Raw genomic sequence first — 24,735 nt, forward strand, 5'->3', positions numbered from 1 at the left:
GCTCCCCTCTCCCAAAATTGGGAGAGGGGTTGGGGGTGAGGGTGAAACCTCGAAAGCATGCCTTGCCTAACTTCTACGTTAAGTTGACACCAATGAGCTTTTTCTGTGCCCCCTACCGCGTGTAGTTTTACGTAAGTCCTACTCTAATAACTACTGACAGATGACAGATTTTCTATCATAAGTAAGAGCCATAAAGAAGCTAATATTTGCAACGATCGCTTTTGAAGGTACAAAAAGTTATTTATGCAAATTCAAACACCAGACTGGGTAAAACACGCGGTTTTCTACCAAATCTTCCCAGACCGCTTTGCCAGAAGCAAACAACCGCGCAAACGGTTGTTGCACGAAGGCCGTTGGGAAGATTGGGAAGCGATGCCAACACTCCAAGGTTATAAAGGCGGCGACTTATGGGGCATTATGGAGCAATTAGACTACATCCATGATCTGGGGATTAACGCAATTTATTTCACACCGATTTTTCAATCCGCCAGTAATCATCGCTATCATACCCACGATTATTACCAAGTTGACCCGATGTTAGGGGGTAACGAGGCTTTTAAGGAATTACTCGACGCCGCCCATGAACGGAATATCAAACTTGTTCTGGATGGAGTGTTTAACCATTCCAGCCGCGGCTTTTTCTTTTTCCATGACGTTTTAGAGAATGGTCCCCATTCCCCTTGGGTGAATTGGTTCAAAATAGATGGTTGGCCGCTTTCACCATACAATGGGGAATTGCCTGCTAACTACGGGGGTTGGGTAGGAAATCGCGCCTTGCCAGAATTTAACCACGATAATCCTGAAGTCCGAGAATATATTATGGACATTGCCGAATATTGGATTAAATTCGGCATCGACGGTTGGCGATTGGATGTACCATTTGAAATAAAAACTCCTGGCTTTTGGCAGGAATTCCGCGATCGCGTTAAGGCAGTCAATCCCGAAGCTTACATTGTCGGCGAAGTCTGGGGAGATTCCCGCCAGTGGTTGGATGGGACGCAATTTGACGGGGTGATGAATTATTTATTTGCTGGGCCGACAATTGCCTTTGCAGCTGGCGATCGCGTAGTCTTAGACCAAGTTCAAGGCCGCGACTATCAACCCTACCCACCCTTATTTGCCACCGAGTACGCCACCAAAATCCAAGAAGTACTGCAACTTTACCCTTGGGAAATTCAGCTAACTCAACTCAATTTGTTAGCAAGTCACGATACAGCCCGATTAATGACCATTGCAGGCGGCGATAAAGCTAGTGTGGAATTGTCAACTCTACTGCTACTCACCTATCCTGGTGCCCCCAGCATCTACTATGGTGATGAAGTTGGTTTGCCTGGTGGCATAGATCCCGACTCCCGGCGTAGCTTTCCTTTAGAAGCCAAGTGGGAGCGAGAAATTTTCAATACTCACCGTCAATTAATTGTCCTGCGTCAAACTTACCCGGCATTGCGTACAGGTGATTACCAAGTCCTCCATGCTCAAGGACAACTTTATATCTTTGCGCGAACTTTGGGGACAGAGGAATTGATAATTGCCGTCAACGCTGGTACAAGTTCAGCAACAGCGAATGTAGATATCCCCAGTTTGCGTACTCAACCCAATAAGCAGTTATATGGTACTGCTGAGGTTGAGTGGAATGGTGAAGGAGAAACTCAGCAGTTGACGTTGAGTGTTCCCGCACGCAGTGGGTGCATTTTGGGAGTGGGGAGTCGGGAGTAAGAATTTTAGATTTTAGATTTTGGATTTTAGATTGAAATTTAATCCAAAATCTAAAATCCAAAATCCAAAATTGAAGTGCCCAATGCCCCATCCATTAACTTCCTGCCACGATCGCAGGCATTAACACCGCATCAATAACGTGGATCACGCCATTGTCTGTCAAAATGTCTGTTTTGAGGACATTGGCGTTATTCACCTTAAATTTACCATCGGCAGATTCAATAGCTACAATTGACCCCTCAATTGTCTCTGCCTCATTAATCTGTACCAAATCATCAGACCTGACATCTCCACTAGCGATATGATATGCCACAATTTTCTTCAGCTTGGGGATATCTTGTAGTAGCGACTCTAAAGTTCCCTCTGGCAACTTAGCAAAAGCTTCGTCAGTCGGCGCAAATAGTGTGAAAGAACCAGGGCTTTTCAGAATTTCTATGAGATTTGCAGCTTTAGCAGCCTTCACCAGGGTAGTGAAGTTTCCGGCGTTAACAGCAGTTTCCAGAAGATCAGCCATAAGGGTGTGTAATTTTAGTTAGGTAATATTATAAGTAACTTATATTGATTAAAACTCTCTCAAACTCTATCAAGAGAGAGGTTGCTAGCGATTAAATACACAGCAGCAGATTTATTAGTACTGCTACACTGGGGAATGACCCCAAGAACCACTGATTATGCTAAAGCGTTCTAAGTTCGAGACAACTCAGTCTCAGATTATGCACCGTTCAGAGGAGCTGATTGGCGCAGCCTCAAATCGTTACCGCATTACGGTTCAGGTGGCAAATCGTGCTAAACGTCGGCGTTATGAAGACTTTGAAAGTAACGAAGATGTGATGATGAAGCCAGTGCTGAGGGCAATTATCGAAATGTCCGATGAATTGACTCAGCCAGAAATTATTGGCGAACTATAAATAAAGGTTTTTGAGAAGGTAGGATGAGCAAACATTTATCGTTCATTCAACCCCTACTCAAACCCTGGCAGACACTCACTGCCTTAATGGTAGTGGGTGTAATTGTTTTGGGTTCAGGGACGGGGAAATCAATAGATACAAGTTTATTTTATATGCAAGGTGCGATGGCTGCGCCCGCCGTTGGCGAAGCCTCTCGTAGAGAAGGCATCGCTCAGAGAATCACTCCTAGCGATGTTTGGCAGCAAGTATATCAGCAATTGCCAGATTTCCCACGCGAAAATAAGTATATCAGCAAAGAAAATGGGAAAGTTGCCGAAAACAACACCTTAGTAAATCGCCTGATTAGATATCACATTTATACCAAAGGGCGGGCTCCAATTTATCGTTTGGATTGGAAGTTGACTTTAGCTGATTACCTGGGTGCGAATGAAATTATGTATGATAATAGCTATCCAGGGAATGATTCATTACGGGAAAATCCGATAGAAGGCGATCGTAAAGCCATTACCCGTCTCACCCGCAGCCAGCGAGATGCCCTAGTGCAAGTCTTAGTCAATATATTTAATCCTACTTCTCAAAATACACCAGCCCCTAGCCCCAACACCACACCCAGTCCGAGTACATCCACTCCCCCACAGCCACCACAACCGGGAGGTGCGGAATTACTCAAGTAATGAGAGAGTCATGAGTTGTAAATCAATAACTCCTGTACAGACGCGATTAATCACGTCTCTCCAAACTCCTGTATAGACGCGATTAATCGCGTCTCTCCAAACTCCTGTACAGACGCGATTAATCGCGTCTCTCCAAACTCCTGTACAGACGCGATTAATCGCGTCTCTCCAAACTCCTAACTTTTTATGGAACGCGTTGTCAAAAGCGGATTTGGTTGGCGTATTGGCTGGAACCCCGACGCATTCGAGTTTAAAGGTTTAGTCGGTACAGATGATTGGGCAATTGAGTTAACTGAAGCCGAGTTGAATGATTTTTGCCGTCTACTAGCACAGTTAGCAGACACCATGAAGCAACTCGCAACTGAATTGATGGAAGAGGAAAAAATTGCTTGTGAAGCTGAAAGCGATTTATTATGGATGGAGGTAGAAGGCTATCCTGATAATTACAGTCTGCGCCTCATCTTGACTACAGGGCGATGTGTAGAAGGTAAATGGGATGCTTCAGCTGTTCCCGATTTACTGCAAGCTACTGGGATGCTCAAGGTTTTTTAAATTTGCTTCTTGATTATCCTCAAGTTTTGCTGTATGATAATAATTCTGACCGGGGCGTAGCGCAGCTTGGTAGCGCGCCACTTTGGGGTAGTGGAGGTCGTGGGTTCAAATCCCGCCGCTCCGATTGATGATAAGCCATACCTGCTAGTCTTTTTAAAAGATTGGCAGGTTTTTCAATCAAGTCTGGGAGACGATACCAAATCTTTAGCACAAAATCATTACAGAATTACATAGGACTTACGCCGCTTTAGAAATGGGGATTACAGGTATTACAAGAATCAATCTGAATATATCCTTTAGCTTAACTGACTGCGAAACTTACTAATACTAATAGTTAATAACACAACAGCAAAGGCGACTAAAACTAAAACATTCATCCACAGTACATCTAAGCCAACGCCTTTGAGCAAAATACCTCGAACGATCGCAATGTAATGGCGCAGAGGATTCAGTAAGGATAGGACTTGAAAAAAGGGAGGCATGGCTTCAATCGGTGCGATCGCCCCAGAAGTTTGTACCATTGGTAAATTAATAAAGAAAGCTGTCAGGACTACCTGTTGTTGGGAACTACTCACAGTCGCCAACATAATACCCAGGCTAATCCCGACAAATACATACATACTTGATAAGGCGAAAAATAGCAGGAAATTACCTCGAAATGGGACATGAAATATTACTGTTGCTAATGTGATAGCTAATAAGACATCCCCCATTAATAAAAATGCTAAAGGGACTATTTTCGATAATAATATTTGCCAGTTAGCAGCCGGAGTCATTAATAATTGTTCTAAAGTTCCCGTATCTTTTTCCCGGACAACAGTAATTGCTGATACTAATGTGCCAATTAATGTTAAAACTAAACCCATAACTCCTGGTACAAAAAACCAACTACTCGTCAGTCCGGGGTTGTAAAGAAACACAACTTCAGGTGAGACTGGGAGACTTGCTTTCCCTTGAGTTAATTGCAGATTATATTGCTGGATAATTTGATTCATATAATTTCCCGCAATCCCAGCTGTATTGGCATTTACTGCATCGATAAATACTTGAATTTCTGCGGATTTTTGTGCCAGTTGACGTGGAAAATCGGGAGGAATTATTACTCCAACATCTAGCTTTCCTTCTTCTACCTGACGACTCAATACTTTTTCACTGTTTGGTACAGATTCTAAAGTGAAAATTTGATTTGATGTCATAGCTGAAACTAACTCTCGACTGGCGCTGACGTTGGCATAATCAATGACACCTAATCGCAAGTTATGAACGTCGGGATTGAGGATAAAGCCATACAGTAATAATTGGACTGTCGGCGGAATAACTAACAAAACAATTAATTGTTTATTGCGGGTAATTTGATTAATTTCTTTCCGCACTAATGCCCAAAATGGACTATTAAATAATCGCTGAATAAGTTTCATAAAATCCATTTTTATCGAACCACAGAGACGTAGAGAAGCCAGTCCGTTGCGGGGGTTCCCCCCGTTGAAGGAACTGGCGTCGGGTTCCCCGACTTGTAGCAACTGGCGCGACACAGAGAGATTAACGGGAGGATCTCACTTTCGTAAAAAGCCTTGTAAAACCTCACCCCAACTCTCTCCTTGGTAAGGAGAGGGAGCAAGAATCTTGTTTTTCATCTGGTATATTTGCTTTCACTGAGATGCTCCCGATATTAACTAGGTAATTGCATTCGACTTAAAACTCGGCGTGATACGTTAAAAAATACTAATCCCAAGACTGCAAGCATAATTAAATCAAACCAAACTCCGGCAAATCCTGTACCGCGCACGAAGGCATCACGAGTAATATTAATGTAATAACGCGCCGGAATTACGTTAGGTAGTAGTGATAAGGGGAAAGGAATATTGTTGAGGGGATAAATAAAACCTGAGAGTAATAAGGATGTGATAAATCCTAGTAGTGAGACGCCTTGTACAGCAGCATTTTGGTTACTGCTACGGACTCCTAAAAGTAACCCAAAAAGAACGCTATCTGTCAGGAATAGTAATGTGCCAAGTAGTAATGTTATGGGGTTGCCAACTATACCAACTTGGAAAATAATTGATCCTAATATCATAACTATTAATGCCTCGACGATGGCAATTAATAAGTATGCTAATCCTTTACCAAGTAATAGTTCGGTGGCACTAATACTCGAAGCATAAACTTGTAAAATTGTCCCTTTTTCTTTTTCCCGTACCATTGCGATCGCAGACAGCAATGAAGGAAAAATCCACAGTACAACGCCGTAAGTTCCTGGTACAATATACAGCGATTCTAATCTCCCAGGATTAAACCATAAACGCATTCGTGCTGTAATACTATTAGTAGCAGGTATCAGTCCATGCTCTTGCATGAAAAAGTTTGTGACTCTCTGAATACTATTTTTAATTACACAGGCATTATTAACATCAGTTGCATCGATTAATACTTGCACGTTTGTACTTCTTCCTGCTTGAATATCGCGGCTAAATTCCGGCGGAATAATTACAGCCGCTTTGGCAATTCCCTTATCTATTGCATCGCGTGTAGGATTGCCACCAGACCATTGTTTAGGCACAAATTGATTAGTCGCATACAATCGTTCAATATAGCTGTTACTTAGGTTTGTGCGGTTGAAATCTTGCACAATTAAGGGAATATCTTTACTTTCTAATCTAATCGCAAAGCCAAAAATTATTAGGGTGATGAATGGTAATAAAAATGCTAATGCCAATGTCAGGCGATCGCGGCGAAATTGGGCTATTTCTTTCACACATTGAGCAAAAATTCTTTTCATATATATACTAAGTAAACTTTCTCCCCACTCAATTCCTATTTTTGCGATCGCTGGACAATACCGATAAAAGCATCTTCTAAAGAAAAAGGAATGGGACGCAAAGAATTGATGGTAATTTGATTAGCTTCTAAAAGTTGAGTTAGTTGATTTATCTCCTGTTCGGGATGATCAAGGACAACGTGTAAACTATCAGCAAAAATCGAGACGCGCCACGATTCAAAGTGTTGTTTGAGTATCTTGGAAGCAGCTTGGTTTTGATTAACAATAATTTCTATTAGTTGTCCCGGTTGCGAGGCTTTGACAGAACTTGGCGAACCTTCGATGACGGTTTCTCCTGCAACCATAAAACTCATGCGGTTGCACTGTTCAGCTTCTTCTAAATAGTGTGTTGTCACTAAAATGGCTGTACCGTTGCGGGCAAAGTCGTTAATCAGCTTCCAAAACTGGCGACGCGCTAACGGATCTACCCCCGATGTTGGTTCGTCTAAAAATAAAATATCTGGTTCGTGCATCACGCAAGCACCGAAAGCAACTCGCTGTTTCCAACCTCCCGGTAGCTGCCCAGTAATCATATTTGCTTGTCCTTCTAAGCCACAGGTAGCAATTACCCAGTCAATTTTTTCTCGTCGGAGTTTGCGGGGTACACCGTAAACTCCGCTATAAAATTCTAGGTTTTGCAGAATAGTTAAATCGTCATACAGGGTGAATTTTTGACTCATATAACCAATGCGTCGCCGTAAGTCTGCACTCCGCAGATTTCCGGTTTCACCACCCAAGGAAATTTCACCGCCACTGGGTTCTAGTAATCCACACAGCATTTTAATTGTGGTGGTTTTGCCAGCACCGTTAGCACCTAACAACCCAAAGATTTCCCCGTAGTGGATTTCGACATTGACATCTTTAACGGCTTGGAACTTGCCAAAGATCCGACTGAGGTTGTGGGCATAGATGGCTACTTTTTTAGTCTCCCCCTGTCCTCTTTTGCGAAAACGAGGAAATGGAAAAAATTGCGGTACGGAACCTTGTTGTCGCAGGCGCGTAACAAAGACGTTTTCTAATGTGGGTTCGCCATACTCGATACTGGGAGAAGGTAACTGATGTTGTTGCAGTAGTTCGCGCACTTGGATTTCGCCGGAATTTATATCTTTGACGAGGACATCCAAGCGATCGCCAAAAGTTTGCACATCTACTATATTTGTCTGGGTAGTCTGGGAAAGTATTTGTTCTGTCGCCTCCAGATTTGCTGTTCGGACTTCTAAGCGATGCAAACCTAAGTTAGCCCGTAAGTCTGCGGGTGTGCCAATTTCATGAATTTGCCCACTGTACATCAAAGCCACGCGGTTACAGCGTTCAGCTTCGTCTAAGTATGGTGTAGCGACTACAATTGTCATCCCCTCGGCTGATAATTCTGCTAGCACATCCCAAAATTCCCGCCGGGAAACTGGATCAACACCTGTGGTAGGTTCATCTAGTAATAAAACTTCTGGTTGAGAAACTAAAGCACAACATAGCGCCAGCTTTTGTTTCATTCCACCAGAAAGTTGTCCCACCAAGCGATCGCCAAATCGCTCCAAATTCATTAATTTTAAATATTTATTGCGGCGTTTTTGTAATAAATCGTCTGCTACTTGCCGCAACCCTGCTGCATAACGCAAGTTTTCATCAATACTCAAATCCAAATACAGCGAAAACTGTTGGGTGAGATAACCTGTGATTAATCGGGCATCTCGTGCAGGTTGATTAAATATTTGCACCTCTCCCGCCGTTGCTTCCATCACACCGCCCAAAATGTGAAAGGTGCTAGTTTTTCCCGCACCGTCTGGGCCAATTAATCCAAACATTTCACCTTTGTGGACGCTGAAATCAATTCCCCGTACAGCAGCTAAGTTTCCATAGTGCTTGTGTAAGCTATGAACTTTAATTGCTGTAGTGGGAAGATTAGATGATTGTGGTGGGTTTGGAGTAAGAACTGTTGTTTGCTGTTGCATTATTTAGCCTCCTAGCTTGGAAAATGGTGGAGAATTGAGGGGGGAAATTTAAACGCAGAGGAGCGCGGAGGGAAGCGCAGAGGTACACGGAGAATTTGCGAGGAATTAATGAAATGTTGCTCTGTTATCTGCTTTCTGCTTTCAAATTGATTTCGGCATCTGCTGGCATCCCCATTTTGGCGCAGGGTAAATCTGATTTAGTATAAGGATTTTCGGGGTTAAAGCAGTTATCAGGGTTTTGGACTTTGATCCGAATTCCTACTACTTGTCTGACTCGATCTTTTTGAAAATAAATATTCTCTGGTGTAAATGAAGCTTGCGGATCGATCGCAATTACTTTACCTTCTAATGGTTTATCTGGCGCAGAATCAATCAAGATTTTCGTTGTTTGTCCTAGACGAACTCTACCAATATCGCCTTCGGGAATAAAACCTCTAAAATACACTGTTTTGGGATCAACAATTGTCAAAATATTAGTCTGACTGCTAACTACTGCACCTGGTTCGACACTACGGGCTGTTACCACTCCATCTAAGGGACTAACTACATTTAAATCTTTTTTGGAGTCTGCAATCTGGGTGAGGATTTGCTGATTTGATGCTTGGGCATCTTTGACTTTGGCACGGGCAGAGTTGACTTTCGCCTGTGCAGATTTAAGTTGAGCATCACTTTGCTGCTGCTTTCTGACTAATGCTGTTAACTGGGCGTTACGAATCTCAGGATTCAAACCTGTAGTTTGAACTTGAGTTAACGCCCCTGACGTAGCACTTAACTGTTGGCGTTCGGCATTAACTGCTGCCTGTCGTGCTTCTAGGGTTGCGATCGCAGTCTCAAGGGTGGTTTGTGCTTGATCGAATTGTTGTTGATTAATCGCCCCTTCTTTGACTAATTGGGCATAGCGATCGCGGTTGATTTTTGCTAAATTAACTTCTGCTGCTGCCTGTTTAACTTGCGCTTGTGTTTGCACTAATGTGGCTTTAGCTGCTGCTACATTTGCTCGTGCCTGATCAATTCTGCCTTTGGTATCCCCTTGGGACTGCCGAAAATTCAGTTTAGCTTCGTTAATTTGGCTGTTAATTTCTTGAATTTCTCTGGCAACTTGCTCGACATCTGAAATTGCCTGCTGTTCATCATACTTAGCAGATGTCACCCTCGCTTGAGTACCAAGCAGTTGTCCTTGCAGCAATTGCTCGTCTGTGTTGTCTAACTTAATTAACTTTTGCCCCTTTTTAACTGCTGCTCCTTCTCGCACGACAATTGACTCAATTCTTCCAGAACGCTTAATCCCAATCTCGGTTTCATAACCCTCAATTCGTCCGCTGACTTGCAGTACATTCACTGATCCTTGCGGTTGACTGTGCCACACAGCGTAGCCAATGCCAACCACCACCAGCACTCCCCCTATCACTAAAAGGATCGGTTTCTTGCGGCGTTGCTGCTTCGATGCTGGGGCATCTTTAAGATTTTCCGGGGATGTGGGGATAGTCTGAGTCATAGTAGCACCCTGGATTGGGAAAAATATTTTGTATAAGATAATTGAGAATTCTGAATTCTTTGTCATCATACTAGACTGTATAGTATAATCTGACAAGATATGCGTCAAAGTCAAAAAATTTACTCTTCATGCTCGAAAATCCTACTTCCGAAATAGGAAATCCTTTACCTGCGATCGCTCCAAAACAGGAGCAAATCTTGCAAGGAGCTATACGGGTATTTTTGAAGGAGGGTTACGCTAGAACAAGTATGGATCGTGTCAGCGCGTCGGCTGGAGTGTCGAAGCAAACAATATACAGTCACTTTCAAGATAAAGAAGGGCTGTTTAAAGCATTGATAGAACGGTTGACGCTCGCTTGTTTTGAAAGCATTTTTTGCACAGAAAAATTGCACGGCGAACCAGCGATTTTGTTGCGTCAAGTTGCGGAAATCTATTTAACTAAAGTTGCTGATAATCCCGATTATTTAGGATTGTTGCGTTTGATGATCACCGAGTCACAAAACTTTCCTGAACTAGCAAAACTTTATACCAAAACCGTTGTACAGCGTAGTCGGCAAATGCTGAGTCAGTATTTCGCATCTCATCCAGAATTAGGGATTACCGACCCAGAAGCAATGGCTCACATTTTTTTTGGTTCGCTGGTATCCTACGTGATTTTACAAGAATTTTTGTATGGAAAAGAACTCATGCTTTTATCACGCGATCGCCTGCTAGACAGCTTAATCAACGTGGTCATCAACCAGTCCCTAAATACGGAAATACATCTTTCCAGGTGATTCATAAAATCTGTTTTTTTGGCGTTTAAATTTCCATCTGTAGGTAATAGCTAATGCAGTTAGTTAATTTGCCAAATATGTATAGTGCTATCCTCATTGCTACTAGCGAGAGTTTTACCATCTGGGCTAATAGCAAGCCCTAAAACAGAACTGGAAGCATCTTGAAAGGTGTGCAACAGTTTCAAAGTCTCTAAGCTCCACAGTTTAATACTGCCATCAAAATTGCCGCAGATCAGAACTTTTCCATCGGGGCTGATCACAAGAGAATCAATTGAACTAAAATTGTCATTAAACTCATGCAGCAGTTTTCCAGTTTGGAGATTCCATAACTTCAGGGTGCTAATTGCCCGATTTCCAGAAACTAGCTGACCAAAACTGCCAGTTACAAGCTTTTTGCTATCGGGAGTAATGGCAATAGCATCAACTGGGGTTTTGTGTCCTTTGAGAATATGGCGTGTTTTTTTAGTTGGCAGTGAAATCAGCCTAATTGTATTGTCATCGCCACCCCCAGTACTCACAAGGGTTTGCATATCAGGGCTAAATGCAACCTTACTCACAAATTCTGAATGTGCAGTAATAGTATCAAGCAACTTAAGCGTATGTAAATCCCAAAGCTTGATTGTGTGATCATCACTGCCACTAGCAATCAATCTACCATCTGAACTAATAGCAACGGTTTCTACTGGCAGGCTATGTCCACTTTCGATGTTAAGCGTAAGCATTAATTGAGTGCGTAAATCCCAAACTTTCATTGTTGGGGTGGTTATCCCACCACTTACAATCCTCTTGCCATCTGGACTAATCGCAATTGAAGTAACACCATCTGAGTGAGCATCTAAACTACGTAGCAATTTTCCAGTACGTATATTCCAGACTTTAATTGTATCATCTCTACCTCCACTAATCAGGGTTTGCCCATCCGGGCTAATCACAACTGCTGGAACATCAAAAGTCACTTTTTTATGCGCCGTCAGTGTGTGAACAAGTTGAAGATGTGATTGGGACTGAGTAATTGTACTCCTACCAATGGGAGGATTTGAACTGGAAGAATGTACATTAATGACAGTGATGGTTACTGCGATCGCTAAGGCTGTAATAGCTGGTTTGGATTTGAGGAAATTCAATAATTTCATGGCGGTGAGGAACGCAATTATTAATAGTGTTCCCATTTGATCGGGCGCGATGCCTACGGCAGGTACGCCATCGCACGACATCTGATAGACCACAGTCTAACGCTGAGTATAATTTAATACTCTATTTACGGTGATTAGGCTCACAGATGGTTCTTTTGGGATGTGAGATGCCAATAGCCAAGAAATAAATTTCTTGGCGCGAGATGGGGCTTAATAGGGTAAATTATTTCTCATCTGTCTGTTAATCTGCCCTTGTTGGAGTCAGAATCTATATGCATTTACTCAAAGTATCAATTTTGACAGTATTAGTCACCACATTTTCATTTGTTCAACAAAGCCGTGCTGACACCATTGCACCACCAATTAAGACGCAGGTGAAGGAAGTAGCACAGTGGTTCACTGGTTTTTTTGATAATGCCCAACAGGTTGCTAATAGCCCTTCTGTGCCATTAATTACTATCTCAAATTGTAGTGTGCAACTGGATGATATTAATCCTCTGGCTGAGACACAGAACGTTTATCTGGAACAAGAAAGCCCAGGTTTTGAACGCCTACGCCTTTATTCTTTTAGTGAAGGGAATTCGGCTGTGAATCTAAGTATTAGCAGCTTTTTGAATAATAATACTGTACGCGGGTTATGCAATCACTCTCAGTCTACGCCAACTGTTAGTATTAACAATGTTGAGAAAAACACCTGTAATCTGCAATTATTTTGGCAGCCGAACAGCTACATTGGAAATAACGCTCCCAATGGCTGTATAACAAGTGATGGCTTTAAAGTGGTTTCCGATGTAACTATTGAGCAGAGTAGCATCGACTCCCTAGACAAGATTTTTGATCAGAAAGGTAATTTGCTTGTCGCCACACCGATCGAATTCCGTCGAGTTGAGTCTGTTCCAGAACCCTCTCTCACATTAGGGTTGCTGGCTTTGGGAATTTGGAGTACAAAAAACGTAATTTCAGATAACCTAAAGCAGAAATCAAAAAAGAAGGTTCTTCAGTACCTGTTATGCCAAATTATTAGTTAAACATCAAAATTTGGCTTAAAAAATAGGGTTAAAAGCCAAAATTATTGCTAAAATCCTAAAATGTTAGCAAATAATGCTAATTATGTTGATAAATAAGGCTTTCAGGGTTTTATCAAAGGAGTTTAGCATAGTAAGTACTGAAGAGCCAAAAAGAATAAAACCTCTGTTTGAAGTTAGCGATTTATGCGACAATCCCCTTAGCGCAATGGCGTACCCGCAAAATATTGACTTTTAAATTTTTCAACCTACTTATATCAGTAAATACCTCTAATAATAGATGACTTGATGATTGGGAAAGGGATAATGCTAAAAGACCTAATATTCTTAAGACCAATTACTGACTAGGAAATTATTTTATGAGAACCAGAAAGCTAGGGAAACTTGGGTTGGAAGTTTCAAATATCGGACTTGGTTGCATGGGAATGTCTGAGTTCTATAGTGGTCGTGATGAAATTGAGGCGATCGCTACAATTCATCGAGCATTAGAACTTGGGGTTAATTTCCTTGATACTGCTGATATGTATGGGCCGTTTACTAATGAGCAACTAGTAGGCAGAGCAATTAAAGATCGCCGAGATCAAGTAATCTTAGCAACCAAATTTGGCAATGTCCGCACTGAAGATGGTGGTTGGAAAGGGATTAGTGGCAGACCAGAATATGTCCAGACAGCTTGCGATGCCTCGCTAAAACGTCTGGGAGTTGAAGTGATTGACCTCTATTATCAACACCGTGTAGATCCAACTGTACCCATCGAAGATACTGTAGGAGCAATGGCAGAATTAGTCAAGCTTGGTAAAGTCCGCTATCTAGGACTCTCCGAAGCTGCCCCCGCTACAATTCGACGGGCGCAAGCTACTCATCCGATTAGCGCACTACAAACAGAGTATTCTTTGTGGAGCCGCGATCCAGAGGATGAAATTCTACCTACTGTGCGGGAATTAGGAATTGGATTTGTTCCCTATAGCCCATTAGGAAGAGGGTTTTTATCAGGTGCAATCACCAGCCCTGATGATCTTGCAGCTGATGACTATCGAAGAAATTCTCCTCGCTTTCAGGGTGAAAATTTCTCTAAGAACCTGGAATTAGTAGAGCAAGTCAAGGCAATTGCTACCGAAAAAGGAGTAACTTCTAGTCAGCTTGCACTAGCATGGCTTTTGGCTCAAGGAGAAGATATTGTGCCAATTCCTGGTACAAAACGCCGTACTTATTTGGAGGAGAATATTGCCGCTACCGAAATTACCCTGACTGAACAAGAGTTGAATCGACTTGAAGCTGTTGCACCAAAAGATGTGGCAGCAGGCGATCGCTACCCTGACATGAGTACTGTTAACCGTTGATTGATTTCAGTGGTGGAGTATTTTTTCTGATTCTGCTTTTGATCAGCGTAGGCATCGCTCCCCTACTTTACTCGCTTGAATGGGGGCGATACTTGCTCCGGGCATTTAGAGTATAACTAGAAACAATAATTTCTAGTAATTCATCTATAATTGCAGTTTGGCGTTTTTTCTGAAATTGACCAATAAAACTTTTAGTATGAATTCATACTAAAATATATTGTTTTATCACCTTGCTGCTGCATCAAATCCTAGCTAAATTGAAATTTTATGAATAGTCCCTTCCCCTTAGACCTTCCCCAAAGCGCCTTAGAGCCACTGTTAGCATTGCGAGATTACTACGCACCCAAAGTTGAAAAGTACGAAAAACTATATACCCAAGCCAAAGCCAATCTCACTCACGTAGAAGCTTTGTTATCTAACTGGTCTTTAGCCTCAGAGGTAGCCGACGAAGAATTCACCCCTGAAAAAGAAGAAAATTCGTTATTACTTCTCACTGATAACTCTGATATTAAACTGGAAGAACCTAGCCCTCTTGAACTCTTGCAATCGGATGATTCCAAGTCGGGAGAATTAGATGCAGGTACAGATACTCTGGAATTACTAGAGCCGCCCATATTACCACTTATAGAAACACAAACATCAACTCAACAGCGATCGCTATATGGGGTAGAGATTCCCATGTTGCCAGAGTATCAATCTTTAAGTCGCGCCGAAGCGATTGAACGGCTGTTGGCAAAACAGATCGGCACAATTGTTCACATAGACGTTATCGTGCGATCGCTCTATGGAGAGCTAGAGCCAGATATCTTCAAACTAGTTAAAGGTCGAGTTCAATCTTCACTTACCCAGAGTAGAGAAACTCATAATTGGTCATCTGTTAAAGGTAAGCCTGGGTATTATACTCTAGATTCACGTTTGCTTACCTCTAATCAAACTAAGAATTACTTTGGGCAAAACAAGCACAAAAATCACCAATCTTTTCGGGAAACAATACCTCAAAAAGTACCTAAACTTGAACCATTTGAAAAGCTAATTTTGATTGATGCCATTTCCGATTTTTTAGAACAAAATTCTTCAAAAGTTTTCAGTATTAATGAAATCATTGAAGGGATTTATGGAAAACTTGATGAACATGAACTTAAACAGGTAAAAGGCGGGGTGCAGAAGGAATTATCGCGGGGTTATCGTACAGGGCGATTCTCTAGAGTTCCCAATCAAATCGGTTTTTATACCTGGAACTACGAGTTAATCAAGAAATCAAACGAGTGAAGCGATCACATCTCTATCTGATAATTAGTTAAATCTTGGTGCGATCGCCTGTCAATTCAGTAAATTATTCTCATGGCTTGATTTTTCTTGTTTACAGCAATTTGAAGCCGAGATGATTGAGAACTTCACGCAAGCGATCGCGTCCTTTCAATGACTCCACAGTTGCGATCCGTTGGGCTGAGTGTTCTGACCAATCGCCAGCAACATCCATCTTTTGTTCAGTATAGAATTCTTTGATGATATCGTTGTAGTGAGCGATCGCTTCTTCTTGATCTGCCAATTTATAGGTTTCACGATGCAATATCGCTGACTGGGGCAACCTCGGCTTAATCGCTGCTTCTACTTCAGGATTGGGATAACCGACACACAGCCCAAATACAGCATACACAGAGGTGGGCAAATTTAATATCTCTGCTACCTTTTGTGGGTGGTTGCGAATTCCGCCGATATATACTGTTCCCAAACCGAGTGACTCAGCTGCAACTACTGCGTTTTGCGCCGCTAACGTTGCATCAATTGTTGCTGTCACAAACATTTCTAAATATTCCAGCGCATCATCAGATATGCCGCGACTCTCAGCAACGTAGCTTAGACGCGCTAAGTCTGCTAACCAAATCAAGAATAAAGGCACTTGCTTAATATGTGCTTGATTTCCGGCTAATTTGGATAACTCCTCTTTGCGCTGTTGATCTTCGACTGCTACCACACTCCAGGTTTGCAAATTAGAGGAAGTAGATGCAGATTGCGCGGCTGCAATTAGTAACTCCAGGGTTCCCCGTGGTAGAGGATCAGCCAGATAAGATCGGATTGAACGGTGAGATAATAATGCTGTCAGCGAATCATTCCATTCAATTTCGGGACTGAAGGGAATTTCACCGTAGCGCGATCGCAGTAGTTCTATAGGATTAGTCATAATCAATTCCAAAATTTTCAGATATTTTATTACTAACACCAATTTCATCTCTAAGGGCATAGAGAGATATGCCCTTAGAGCCAATTCATTCTACTAGTTTAAGTTTTTGGTGAAAATGCCGCATATTCTTCTTTTGTCAACATTGCATCCTTCACATTTACTTCTTTGGGGATTAACTTCAATTTATAATATGTATCTGCAACACCTTGTTGTAGATTTATCAGATTGTCGTCAACTGGTACAAGACCAAAAGTCCGCCGATTAGTTGCTTTTTTCATCGTTTCTACATCAATTCCTAACACAGGTGCTAGAGTTTTCGCTACTTCTTCTCGATTCTGTTTAGACCATTCTTCTAGATTTTGAATTTCCTCCAGTATTGTCTTGACAGTTTGGGGATTTTCAGTGACAAATTTGCGAGTCATCAAATAATATCCTCCCTGTTTATTAATCCCTGTGCCATCAATCAGGACTCTAGCTTTAGTTGCCTCTTGAGCTGCTGCATAGAAGGGGTCCCAAATTACCCAGGCATCTAGACTGCCCTTGACAAATGCAGCGCGGGCATCAGCCGGTGCCAAATATTTAGGTTCAATGTCAGTATATTTCAATCCCGCTTTTTCTAAAGCTTGGACTAACAATAAGTGGGCACTAGAGCCTTTTTGAAAAGCAACTTTTTTGCCTTTTAGGTCAGTAACTTTTTGAATCGAGGAATTTTGGGGAACAAGAATTGCTGAACTAGCTGGAGTAGCCGCAGTACCAACAACATAAGTTAGTGATGCTCCTGCTGCTTGGGCAAATATTGGCGGTGATTCTCCTACCGGACCGATGTCAATACTACCCACATTCATGGCTTCTAGTAGTTGGGGCCCCGCTTGAAATTCAGTCCACTTTACAGTGATACCTTCTGGTGCCAAACGCTTTTCTAAAACACCTTTAGTTCTAAGTAAAATGGTCGATTTTTGATAGCCAAATCTGACTACTGTTGCTTTAATTGCAGCAGAATTACCAACAGATGTGGCACTGGGATTAGGGGAATTAACAGTCGATGTCGATGAGCAGGCAGCAAATAACATGCTCAAACACAGCCCTGTAATAAAAGTCCCCACTATTGGCAAAGGAGAAGAAAAGAATAATTTATATTGGTTGTGAAAGAGGATATTCCTTAACTTGATCAAGGATATCCACTTGGCAATGAAACGGCGAAAGATTAGGTTAATCATCAAAATGATTTCTCTGAACTATATGAATACTATAAACTTATAGGTTTACCGGAGTATATAAATAAATCCAGGGAAATTTGATCTAAAAATAGCGGGAAGTGGGGTAAATTAATACTTCCGCGCCTATTGTAGCAGTGCCAAGAAACACAGCACTAATTCAGCAAATCAGGTTCTTCGCGCACAATCCTGTCGTAAAGTGGCTGGAAGCTGAACCATCCACTTGCATGTGACCCCACTTGAGTTTGTGTTAAACGGGCTGTTTCGTGTTTGATAGTAGTCGGTCTACCCGCAGCTTCTGCCAGCAGTTGGGCTTGGCACGATCGCTCTAAGCTAATGTACCAAAAGGCAGCTTCATCTACTGTATGTCCCACAGTTAAAATGCTATGATTACGTAGGATTATCGCTTTCTTTGACCCCAAAGCTTGCGCCAGTCGCTGACCTTCAGAAGTTTCTAAAACAACACCTGTAAAATCATTAAATAGCGCATGATCTTCGTAAAAAGCACAGGAATCTTGAGTCAAGGGGTCAAGGAGACGACCTAAGCTAGACCAGGCTTTACCATAAAGTGAATGGGCGTGAGCCGCCGCGATCACATCAGGCCGAGCTTCATGAAGCTGAGAATGGATGGCGAAAGCGGCTCGATTTACTTGAGCATCGCCTTTAACCACCTCACCTTCTCTGTTAACCAAGATCAGGTCAGAAACTCGGATGTGACCGAAGTATGTCCCGAGGGGATTGACCCAGAAATGGTCTGTAAACTCCGGATCACGAGCTGTAATATGGCCGGCGATCCCCTCACTGAACCCAAACTTACCAAATAGGCGAAAGGCAGCAGCTAGGCGTTGCTTACGGTGCAGGCGTTCGTCTTCAACTCGCTCGAACACAGGGGGTTGTGGTCTATCGTACTTGGGCATATTCTTTTTCCTCTTTTTGTTTACAGGGAGCGTTGGAATATCCAGAGCCAAAGGATTTGACGCTATGAGATTCTATGATGAATGGGTGAGGTAAGACGCAACCAGTCTCATTACCCAGAAGATGGATACAGATGCCCTCAGGGATATGGTTTTGACGGCGTGAATATCACCATCTGGGGGTAACAGGCGGTAGATATCACCTGCTTGAAGCGATGCCTACGGCTGGCTATGCCGAAGCACTTCAGTTACTTGTTAATTGTGCGTGTCCTTCGGCATCGCTGTTATCTACACGGCGATAGACTGTTTCTTCTTGATTGCAAGTAATTCGTAGTTAAGAATTCAATTACGAATTACGAATTACGAATTATTTTATTGTCAGGGTGAATCTTGAAGCCAAGTTGCTCAAGTTTTAGATGAGAAAGGGACTCCTTCAGAATGATCGTAAAGGGATATCGCTGGAATACGGTAGCTTTACCTTGTGACAATAGCAGCCTAGCACGGCTGATGCGTACTGGATACAAGGGTTGTTGGTTGGCATCGAGAATTAATACTTTGGTCATGCGTGATATTCCTTACTAATAAAGTTGTTAACGGACTACCAAAAAATCAATCATCCAATCTTGCTCTAAGGGATTTCCAAAAATAAATTATTCAATCTTGTGAGGTATTTTTTTATTGGCAAGTCTCTTAGCTGTGATATTAATTCCTTAAAATACGGTAAATCGGTCGGATATCAGTTGATTTACTACAAGCAGAAATTATCACATACAAATTTAAAAAGCAATAGGCTTGCTGTTAGGGGAGACAAAGCGCAGCTTTAGCTCTTTGGGGTTCTTGGGGTTTAATAAGTAGTCAAGCGGACATGATATGATGCCTCAAAAGGGCGTAATCGCTTGTAAATGCAGGGTTTTTTCTAACTGCGGATGCTGGAAACGAAGTTCTCTGGCGTGCAGATGTAACCGACTGGTAACTGCACAGCATCCATAAAGGCGATCGCCTAAAATAGTTACCCCAAGTCCTCGCGCATCAGCGGCATGAACTCTCAACTGATGAGTGCGTCCTGTGAGCGGCGTAAATTCTACGCGGGTGTAGTCTCCTACTCTCGCCATTACCTGGAAGTATGTCAAGCTAGGTTTACCCTGCTGGCAATCAACTTTTTGCTCAGGGCGATTTTCGGGATCTCCCCACAGTGGCAGGTCAATCACACCTTGCTCAACTGTCACAGCACCAGAAAGTATGGCTTCATAAACCTTGTAAACCTGTCGTTGCTGAAACTGCTGGCTGAGTTGCCGATGAGTTTGGCGATCGCGTGCCAACAACAGAATACCAGATGTTTCCTGATCTAGGCGATGCACAGATATAAGTGCCATACCATCAGCTAAGAGATGACGTAAGCGACTCAAAACACTATCTTGGCGATCGCGATAACGCCCAGGTACCGAAAGTAGCCCAGCAGGTTTGTTTACAGCAATCAGCCATTCATCTTCATAAAGAATGGGGATCTCTCCTTTGATAGTGGAGAAAGCTGGGGAGTCAAACACATTGGATCTACGCAAATGTGTTAATCTATTTAGCAAGAGTGGGGCTGTTGTATGAAAATCCCTATTAGGGATTGAAATAGGTCTTAACCCTGATAGCAAAAATCCCATCAATGGCTGACATCGCTCGGCACACGCTCCATAAAATTCTCCCTGGATTTTATCCTGATTTACCAAAGACTCACCCCACCAAAATTCCGCCATTGCCAACGGTTTGAGATTATGTGTTGCCGCATAATGTAGTAGCTTGGGGGCACAACAGTCCCCTGTACCAGTGGGCGAACCTCCTGGCATCAATTCTTGTAATGATTGCGATCGCCCCGAAAAATTAGTCAGGCTGTAACTAGCGTGCATCTGAGCTTGTAATTGACGGGACAGTGCTTTACGCTGTTGTTTCAGTTCGCTAATTCGCGCATCCGTCGCTGCAATTAACTGTTGAAGGGGCTGTAATACTGCATTTTGCTGGCGTTTAAGTTGCCGTCGTTCAATTCCCTGCTGACGACTCTCTTCGTCGAGTTGTTCAAGAGCAATCGTGAGTGCTTCTGGAGTGAGTGTATTGCAGATTTGCTGACGTTTTTGCTGTCGTTGATCTTTGCAATGGCGATGGCGATCGCTCATTGCTTGCAACTTTTGCTCAAACTGATCAAACAGGGTTTGGTACTGCTGGCGATCGCTCAGTTGCTTCAAAGTAAGAATTTCTTGCTTAATCGCGTCCAACTGTGCCAAAGTGCGGGCTTCTTCTAAAGCAACTTCCTCTCGTCCGGGAATTGGTGGCACCCAGCCCTCAACCACACTGCAACCATTCAAAAGACCAGAGAAGGCTTTGAGTACCCGTTGTTCGCCATTAGGCAGTTCAACTAATAGTATCCCATACATTTTGCCTTCACGAGAATAACAGTCATTGTTGGCAAAGTGTTGTATTAAACCGTGAGCGATCGCTTCCGACATTGAGGTGCGGGGTAATTTTAAGCGATCGCCACTTTCAGGACAACGCCCTTCGTAGTAATAACTACAAGATGAGTCGCTGATTTCAAAATCGCAGTCGATGAAATCTGAAAGTGGGATCATTGCGCTTCTAGCCAAGCCTGCACATCAGCGATACTAGTAAAATCTAACAGTGCCTCGCTCAAACTTTCAAGAACAGGTAGAGGTAAACTGGAAATGTGCGATCGCATTTCCAGAGAAAGTTCTCCAAATCGCTTAGTTAGCAGTCGAATTACCAGATTAGCAGCCTCTTGCTGTCGTCCTTCTTCCTTAATTTCCCTGTAAACTCGCGTTTCCTTGAGTGTAATTCCTAACATCTCTTCTACCTCCATTCGGCTTAATTGTTCAAACTTGTACACCATTATCGTTGTCAATATCTCTATTATGGCGATACTTGATGGAGATGGTACTTCTTGACGGGTTCTACGTAACAAATACCTTGCTTCTTCCGACGCTTGTTCTTCTTCCACCGTAGTTAACACCATCAGCGCCACCTATAGAGGTAATTGACCAAAAAGCGAGACGCAAGCCCCTGGCTTTAGACCTTGTCATTACCAACATCTTTTAAAGTGAGGTAAGGGTGTAATAGAGTCAGAGTATGAAGTTGAAAAATTTCACAGACCTCAATGCTTGGGCAGTTGAGCAATGGGAAGATGCTGAGTTGGGGGATAGTCGTCGCACACAAAGAGCGATCGCTCTTTGTGTGCAGCAATTGCCGCTAATCCCGAAGCCAGTCTGCCAAATATCATGTCAGGTTGGAATGAAGTCAGAGCAGCCTACAGATTATTTGCAGAAGAAGAAGTGACTCACAGTGAGTTAATTAAGCCACATACAGCAGCAACAAAAGCGATCGCTAAAAATAGTTCTGGCTCAGTCGTCCTATTTATCCAAGACACATCAGAACTAGATTACACATCGGCGCGAAACATAGAGGGGCTAGGGCATATAGGCGATGGAAAAGGGCGAGGAATCATGCTGCACAATTGCTTGGCTGTAGTGCCAGTACCAGGAAACCCAGAGATATTGGGACTGGCAGGACAAATACCTTGGGTACGTAGTAGCGATAGCCAAAACCGACAAATCGAGAACATTTCACAGGAATTAGTGAGAAGCGAAAGTGAAGGTGAAATTTGGTCACAGATGGTCGAAGCAATTGGAGAAGCACCAGAGTCTGATTCAATCTGGGTCAGTGTTGGAGACAGAGGCAGCGATATTTTTTCATATATCCGACGTGTGATTGCACTACGTTGGCACTGTTTGCTGCGGGTAACTCTCAAAATCGTGTAATTACTCAACCAGATGGCAGAAAAGGATACCTCAAAGCTTTTGCGCGTGGCTTATCACCAATGTCAACCAAGACGATTGTCTTACGTGGTCGTAATGGCGAACCTAAACGTTGTCTGGAATAGATGCATTCTATCTGCCGATGCCATCAAACTTAAAATATTCTGCTCTAAAAGAGATTCATATTTTGCCTCGCAATGGATGTTTTTATGCTGAGTTTGTTTATTCAGTTGAAGAAACAAAAGTAGAATTAGACTTCGAGAAAGTGCTAGGCATAGACCCAGGCTTAAACAATTGGCTAACTTGTGTAAGTAATACAGGCACTAGCTTTATTGTGGACGGATTACACTTGAAATCACTTAATCAATGGTACAATAAGCGCCTATCAGTTCTCAAAGAGAATCAACCGCAAGGATTCTGGAGTAAACAATTAGCTCTTATTACTGAGAAGCGTAACAGGCAAGTTAGGGATGCGGTGAATAAAGCAGCAAGAATTGTGATCAACCATTGCTTAGAATTTCAGATTGGTAATGTCGTATTTGGTTGGAACAAAGGACACAGACAAGAAATTAATCTAGGTTCAAAGACTAATCAGAAATTTGTCCAGATACCTACCGCACGATTAAAAGACCGTATTGTCCAATTATCTAAGGAATATGGCATCAAGTTTGTAGAAACGGAAGAGTCGTATACTTCCAAGGCTTCCTTTGTTGATGGTGATTTGCTACCTGTATTTGGTTCCAAACCAGAAGGGTGGAAAGAGTCTGGTAAACGGGTTAGTCGTGGTTTGTATCAGGCTTTTAGTGGCTTAAAGATTAATGCAGACTGCAATGGTGCAGCTAACATTTTAAGAAAAGTAGCGGTGAAACTGGGATTTAATCTCAGTAGAATCAGTAGCGGCGAGTTGATAGCGCCTTTGAAGATCCGTTTATGGACTCTTTAAGAATCCCCCGGCTGAAGCCGTGGGGAGTATCAAGAATATCCCCCAATTCATTTAAATACACCAGATGCACTTGGTTTCCGTTAAGTAGCGTTCGATGAGGATGAATCTCACCCTCCGGGTTCAGCAGTTACTCCACTTGGGGAGACCCCAAGACCGTACTGCTTCACTTTGTTCGGTACTGCGTGACGGGTAAATAATCACTGCTTGCCAATCGCTAAATCTGGCACGGTTGCGGTAAAAATATAACGATGATTCCGCAAATACTCTTTCATACAGCCTTTCGTCCTTCTGGAATTGCACCTCACAGAAATATACAGTACCCGGACTTTCATTTTCAGGTGGTAAAAACACACCATCAATTTCAAATTTGGATTCTTTGACAGCAACCGAATCAAATCTATAAGTATCAGCATTTATCGAGGGATTTGTCAATAGTTCAAAGAGCAAAGTGGGGGATTGTTGAAACAGTTTGTAAAATATTGAATCTCGCCGCATGAAATAACTTTACTGGTTTTTTTGTTTATGGTTAATAGTCTTGAGCAAAACTAAAACAAGAGCAATACTTGGTAAATATCTAATCCTCACAGTATTTTGACCTAATTCCTGTAAAATTATTGCTAATTAATAGTATTAATATATTGGTCACTGACCATGACTATTAGCATGACAGCGCCGGAAGGAGGAGGCATAAGCTGAAATGAACAACCTGCAAAACCCAGAGCCAAATGAGTTTATTTATCAAGTGCCTAGTTGGGAGGGTAAAGGATATGAGCGAGGAATTGAAGTGCATCCCAATCTCTCCCTTTGTATTACGGACATAGAATTTCACCATGACTTGCTAAGGAAAATTACTGAATGGGATCATCCCGTGCAATTTAAAGTTACCCTTTCAGGCAAAAGTCTAGACGAATACGGTGGACAGGTTGGGGAAGGATACACACTCATTTCTGGTAGCGGCGTGCAACGAACAATGTCAGTGGCGACTCCAAAAGGTCAGTACACAAGTGTTGACATCGAGATGACACCTAATTTACTCAGAACCTTTTTCCCCACAGAGGATGGAGATATTTCTCCCCAGTTGAAGTTTCTCACAAAGGGTAATGATTGGCAGACATTAATTTACCCGGAAATTACAACCGCTATTCAAGGAGTAGCACAGCAAATCCTTAACTGTCCCTACCAAGGGATGATAAAGCGGATGTATTTGCAGGGAAAGATCCAAGAATTAATAGCGTTGCAGTTAGCTCCCATTCTGGCACAGTCGGATGGACTGCAACCATACCCACGACT

The 24,735-nt window shown here is 42.6% G+C and carries 22 protein-coding genes, 1 tRNA gene and 3 pseudogenes; 13 read left to right on the plus strand and 13 right to left on the minus strand.

Features of this window, described 5'->3' with window-relative positions; genetic code table 11:
- Positions 1 to 243: 243 nt before the first annotated feature.
- On the plus strand, positions 244 to 1,716 hold the full coding sequence (locus tag ACYTXL_RS14520; RefSeq protein WP_461925352.1) for a glycoside hydrolase family 13 protein: 1,473 nt from the start codon (positions 244 to 246) through the stop codon (positions 1,714 to 1,716).
- 94 nt (positions 1,717 to 1,810) lie between these two features.
- Here ACYTXL_RS14520 and ACYTXL_RS14525 read toward each other — a convergent pair whose 3' ends face one another.
- Positions 1,811 to 2,230 carry a fasciclin domain-containing protein gene (locus ACYTXL_RS14525; RefSeq protein ID WP_461925353.1) on the minus strand — a complete coding sequence of 140 codons (420 nt, stop codon included), beginning with the start codon at positions 2,228 to 2,230 and terminating at the stop codon, positions 1,811 to 1,813.
- 157 nt (positions 2,231 to 2,387) lie between these two features.
- On the opposite strand from ACYTXL_RS14525, the gene ACYTXL_RS14530 reads away from it, so the two are divergent.
- From ACYTXL_RS14530 to ACYTXL_RS14545, 4 genes are all read left to right on the plus strand, one after another.
- Positions 2,388 to 2,624, plus strand: a complete 237-nt coding sequence (locus ACYTXL_RS14530) for a DNA-directed RNA polymerase subunit omega (protein ID WP_292799821.1) — start codon at positions 2,388 to 2,390, stop codon at positions 2,622 to 2,624.
- Positions 2,625 to 2,647: 23 nt separating this feature from the next.
- Positions 2,648 to 3,298: a hypothetical protein gene (locus tag ACYTXL_RS14535; RefSeq protein WP_461925354.1), complete on the plus strand. Its 651-nt coding sequence runs from the start codon at positions 2,648 to 2,650 to the stop codon at positions 3,296 to 3,298.
- Positions 3,299 to 3,484: 186 nt separating this feature from the next.
- Positions 3,485 to 3,850: a DUF1818 family protein gene (locus tag ACYTXL_RS14540; RefSeq protein WP_461925355.1), complete on the plus strand. Its 366-nt coding sequence runs from the start codon at positions 3,485 to 3,487 to the stop codon at positions 3,848 to 3,850.
- A gap of 50 nt (positions 3,851 to 3,900) precedes the next feature.
- Positions 3,901 to 3,974, plus strand: a tRNA-Pro gene (locus ACYTXL_RS14545).
- Positions 3,975 to 4,146: 172 nt separating this feature from the next.
- Here ACYTXL_RS14545 and ACYTXL_RS14550 read toward each other — a convergent pair.
- The 4 genes from ACYTXL_RS14550 to ACYTXL_RS14565 all read right to left on the minus strand — a co-directional run bounded on the left by ACYTXL_RS14550 (position 4,147) and on the right by ACYTXL_RS14565 (position 10,109).
- Complete coding sequence (locus tag ACYTXL_RS14550; protein ID WP_461925372.1) at positions 4,147 to 5,268, minus strand: ABC transporter permease; 1,122 nt, start codon at positions 5,266 to 5,268, stop codon at positions 4,147 to 4,149.
- A gap of 251 nt (positions 5,269 to 5,519) precedes the next feature.
- Positions 5,520 to 6,626, minus strand: a complete 1,107-nt coding sequence (locus ACYTXL_RS14555) for an ABC transporter permease (protein ID WP_461925356.1) — start codon at positions 6,624 to 6,626, stop codon at positions 5,520 to 5,522.
- A gap of 35 nt (positions 6,627 to 6,661) precedes the next feature.
- The gene (locus ACYTXL_RS14560; protein WP_461925357.1) at positions 6,662 to 8,614 is read right to left on the minus strand and encodes an ATP-binding cassette domain-containing protein; all 1,953 of its coding nucleotides are present in this window, start codon (positions 8,612 to 8,614) and stop codon (positions 6,662 to 6,664) included.
- 124 nt (positions 8,615 to 8,738) lie between these two features.
- A complete protein-coding gene (locus ACYTXL_RS14565; RefSeq protein ID WP_461925358.1) occupies positions 8,739 to 10,109 on the minus strand; it encodes an HlyD family secretion protein in 1,371 nt (456 codons plus the stop codon).
- Between the two features lie 128 nt (positions 10,110 to 10,237).
- Between ACYTXL_RS14565 and ACYTXL_RS14570 the strand changes: the two genes are divergently transcribed.
- The gene (locus ACYTXL_RS14570; protein WP_461925359.1) at positions 10,238 to 10,885 is read left to right on the plus strand and encodes a TetR/AcrR family transcriptional regulator; all 648 of its coding nucleotides are present in this window, start codon (positions 10,238 to 10,240) and stop codon (positions 10,883 to 10,885) included.
- 59 nt (positions 10,886 to 10,944) lie between these two features.
- Here ACYTXL_RS14570 and ACYTXL_RS14575 read toward each other — a convergent pair whose 3' ends face one another.
- On the minus strand, positions 10,945 to 12,099 hold the full coding sequence (locus ACYTXL_RS14575) for a WD40 repeat domain-containing protein (RefSeq protein ID WP_461925360.1): 1,155 nt from the start codon (positions 12,097 to 12,099) through the stop codon (positions 10,945 to 10,947).
- 191 nt (positions 12,100 to 12,290) lie between these two features.
- Here ACYTXL_RS14575 and ACYTXL_RS14580 point away from each other — a divergent pair, with 191 nt between their 5' ends.
- The 3 genes from ACYTXL_RS14580 (at position 12,291) to ACYTXL_RS14590 (ending at position 15,652) form a co-directional block, all read left to right on the plus strand.
- Positions 12,291 to 13,046, plus strand: coding sequence for a chromophore lyase CpcT/CpeT (locus tag ACYTXL_RS14580; RefSeq protein WP_461925361.1), 756 nt, complete (start codon positions 12,291 to 12,293; stop codon positions 13,044 to 13,046).
- A gap of 356 nt (positions 13,047 to 13,402) precedes the next feature.
- The gene (locus ACYTXL_RS14585) at positions 13,403 to 14,383 is read left to right on the plus strand and encodes an aldo/keto reductase (protein WP_461925362.1); all 981 of its coding nucleotides are present in this window, start codon (positions 13,403 to 13,405) and stop codon (positions 14,381 to 14,383) included.
- Positions 14,384 to 14,650: 267 nt separating this feature from the next.
- Positions 14,651 to 15,652, plus strand: a complete 1,002-nt coding sequence (locus ACYTXL_RS14590) for a hypothetical protein (protein WP_461925363.1) — start codon at positions 14,651 to 14,653, stop codon at positions 15,650 to 15,652.
- A gap of 91 nt (positions 15,653 to 15,743) precedes the next feature.
- Here ACYTXL_RS14590 and ACYTXL_RS14595 read toward each other — a convergent pair whose 3' ends face one another.
- The 6 genes and pseudogenes from ACYTXL_RS14595 to ACYTXL_RS14620 all read right to left on the minus strand — a co-directional run.
- On the minus strand, positions 15,744 to 16,565 hold the full coding sequence (locus ACYTXL_RS14595; RefSeq protein ID WP_461925364.1) for an NADPH-dependent oxidoreductase: 822 nt from the start codon (positions 16,563 to 16,565) through the stop codon (positions 15,744 to 15,746).
- Between the two features lie 98 nt (positions 16,566 to 16,663).
- A complete protein-coding gene (locus ACYTXL_RS14600) occupies positions 16,664 to 17,782 on the minus strand; it encodes a sulfonate ABC transporter substrate-binding protein (protein ID WP_461925365.1) in 1,119 nt (372 codons plus the stop codon).
- Between the two features lie 152 nt (positions 17,783 to 17,934).
- Positions 17,935 to 18,696, minus strand: a complete 762-nt coding sequence (locus ACYTXL_RS14605) for a class II aldolase/adducin family protein (protein ID WP_461925366.1) — start codon at positions 18,694 to 18,696, stop codon at positions 17,935 to 17,937.
- 350 nt (positions 18,697 to 19,046) lie between these two features.
- On the minus strand, positions 19,047 to 19,256 hold the full coding sequence (locus tag ACYTXL_RS14610; RefSeq protein ID WP_461925367.1) for an RRXRR domain-containing protein: 210 nt from the start codon (positions 19,254 to 19,256) through the stop codon (positions 19,047 to 19,049).
- A gap of 315 nt (positions 19,257 to 19,571) precedes the next feature.
- A complete protein-coding gene (locus tag ACYTXL_RS14615) occupies positions 19,572 to 21,302 on the minus strand; it encodes an RluA family pseudouridine synthase (RefSeq protein WP_461925368.1) in 1,731 nt (576 codons plus the stop codon).
- Positions 21,299 to 21,712 (minus strand): annotated as a pseudogene (locus ACYTXL_RS14620) (DUF4351 domain-containing protein); the annotation flags it as partial. The pseudogene ACYTXL_RS14620 and the gene ACYTXL_RS14615, both read right to left, overlap by 4 nt.
- 104 nt (positions 21,713 to 21,816) lie before the next feature.
- Here ACYTXL_RS14620 and ACYTXL_RS14625 point away from each other — a divergent pair.
- The 3 genes from ACYTXL_RS14625 (at position 21,817) to ACYTXL_RS14635 (ending at position 23,445) form a co-directional block, all read left to right on the plus strand.
- A complete protein-coding gene (locus ACYTXL_RS14625) occupies positions 21,817 to 22,023 on the plus strand; it encodes a hypothetical protein (protein ID WP_461925369.1) in 207 nt (68 codons plus the stop codon).
- Complete coding sequence (locus ACYTXL_RS14630) at positions 21,966 to 22,505, plus strand: hypothetical protein (protein ID WP_461925370.1); 540 nt, start codon at positions 21,966 to 21,968, stop codon at positions 22,503 to 22,505. Before ACYTXL_RS14625 ends, ACYTXL_RS14630 begins: the two co-directional genes overlap by 58 nt.
- Positions 22,506 to 22,644: 139 nt before the next feature.
- On the plus strand, positions 22,645 to 23,445 hold the full coding sequence (locus ACYTXL_RS14635; protein WP_461925371.1) for an RNA-guided endonuclease InsQ/TnpB family protein: 801 nt from the start codon (positions 22,645 to 22,647) through the stop codon (positions 23,443 to 23,445).
- A 22-nt stretch (positions 23,446 to 23,467) separates the two neighbouring features.
- Here ACYTXL_RS14635 and ACYTXL_RS14640 read toward each other — a convergent pair.
- Positions 23,468 to 23,940: pseudogene (locus ACYTXL_RS14640) on the minus strand (Rpn family recombination-promoting nuclease/putative transposase); the annotation flags it as partial.
- A gap of 202 nt (positions 23,941 to 24,142) precedes the next feature.
- Here ACYTXL_RS14640 and ACYTXL_RS14645 point away from each other — a divergent pair.
- Positions 24,143 to 24,735: pseudogene (locus ACYTXL_RS14645) on the plus strand (AraC family transcriptional regulator); the annotation flags it as partial.

The organism is Nostoc sp., assembly GCF_054880495.1.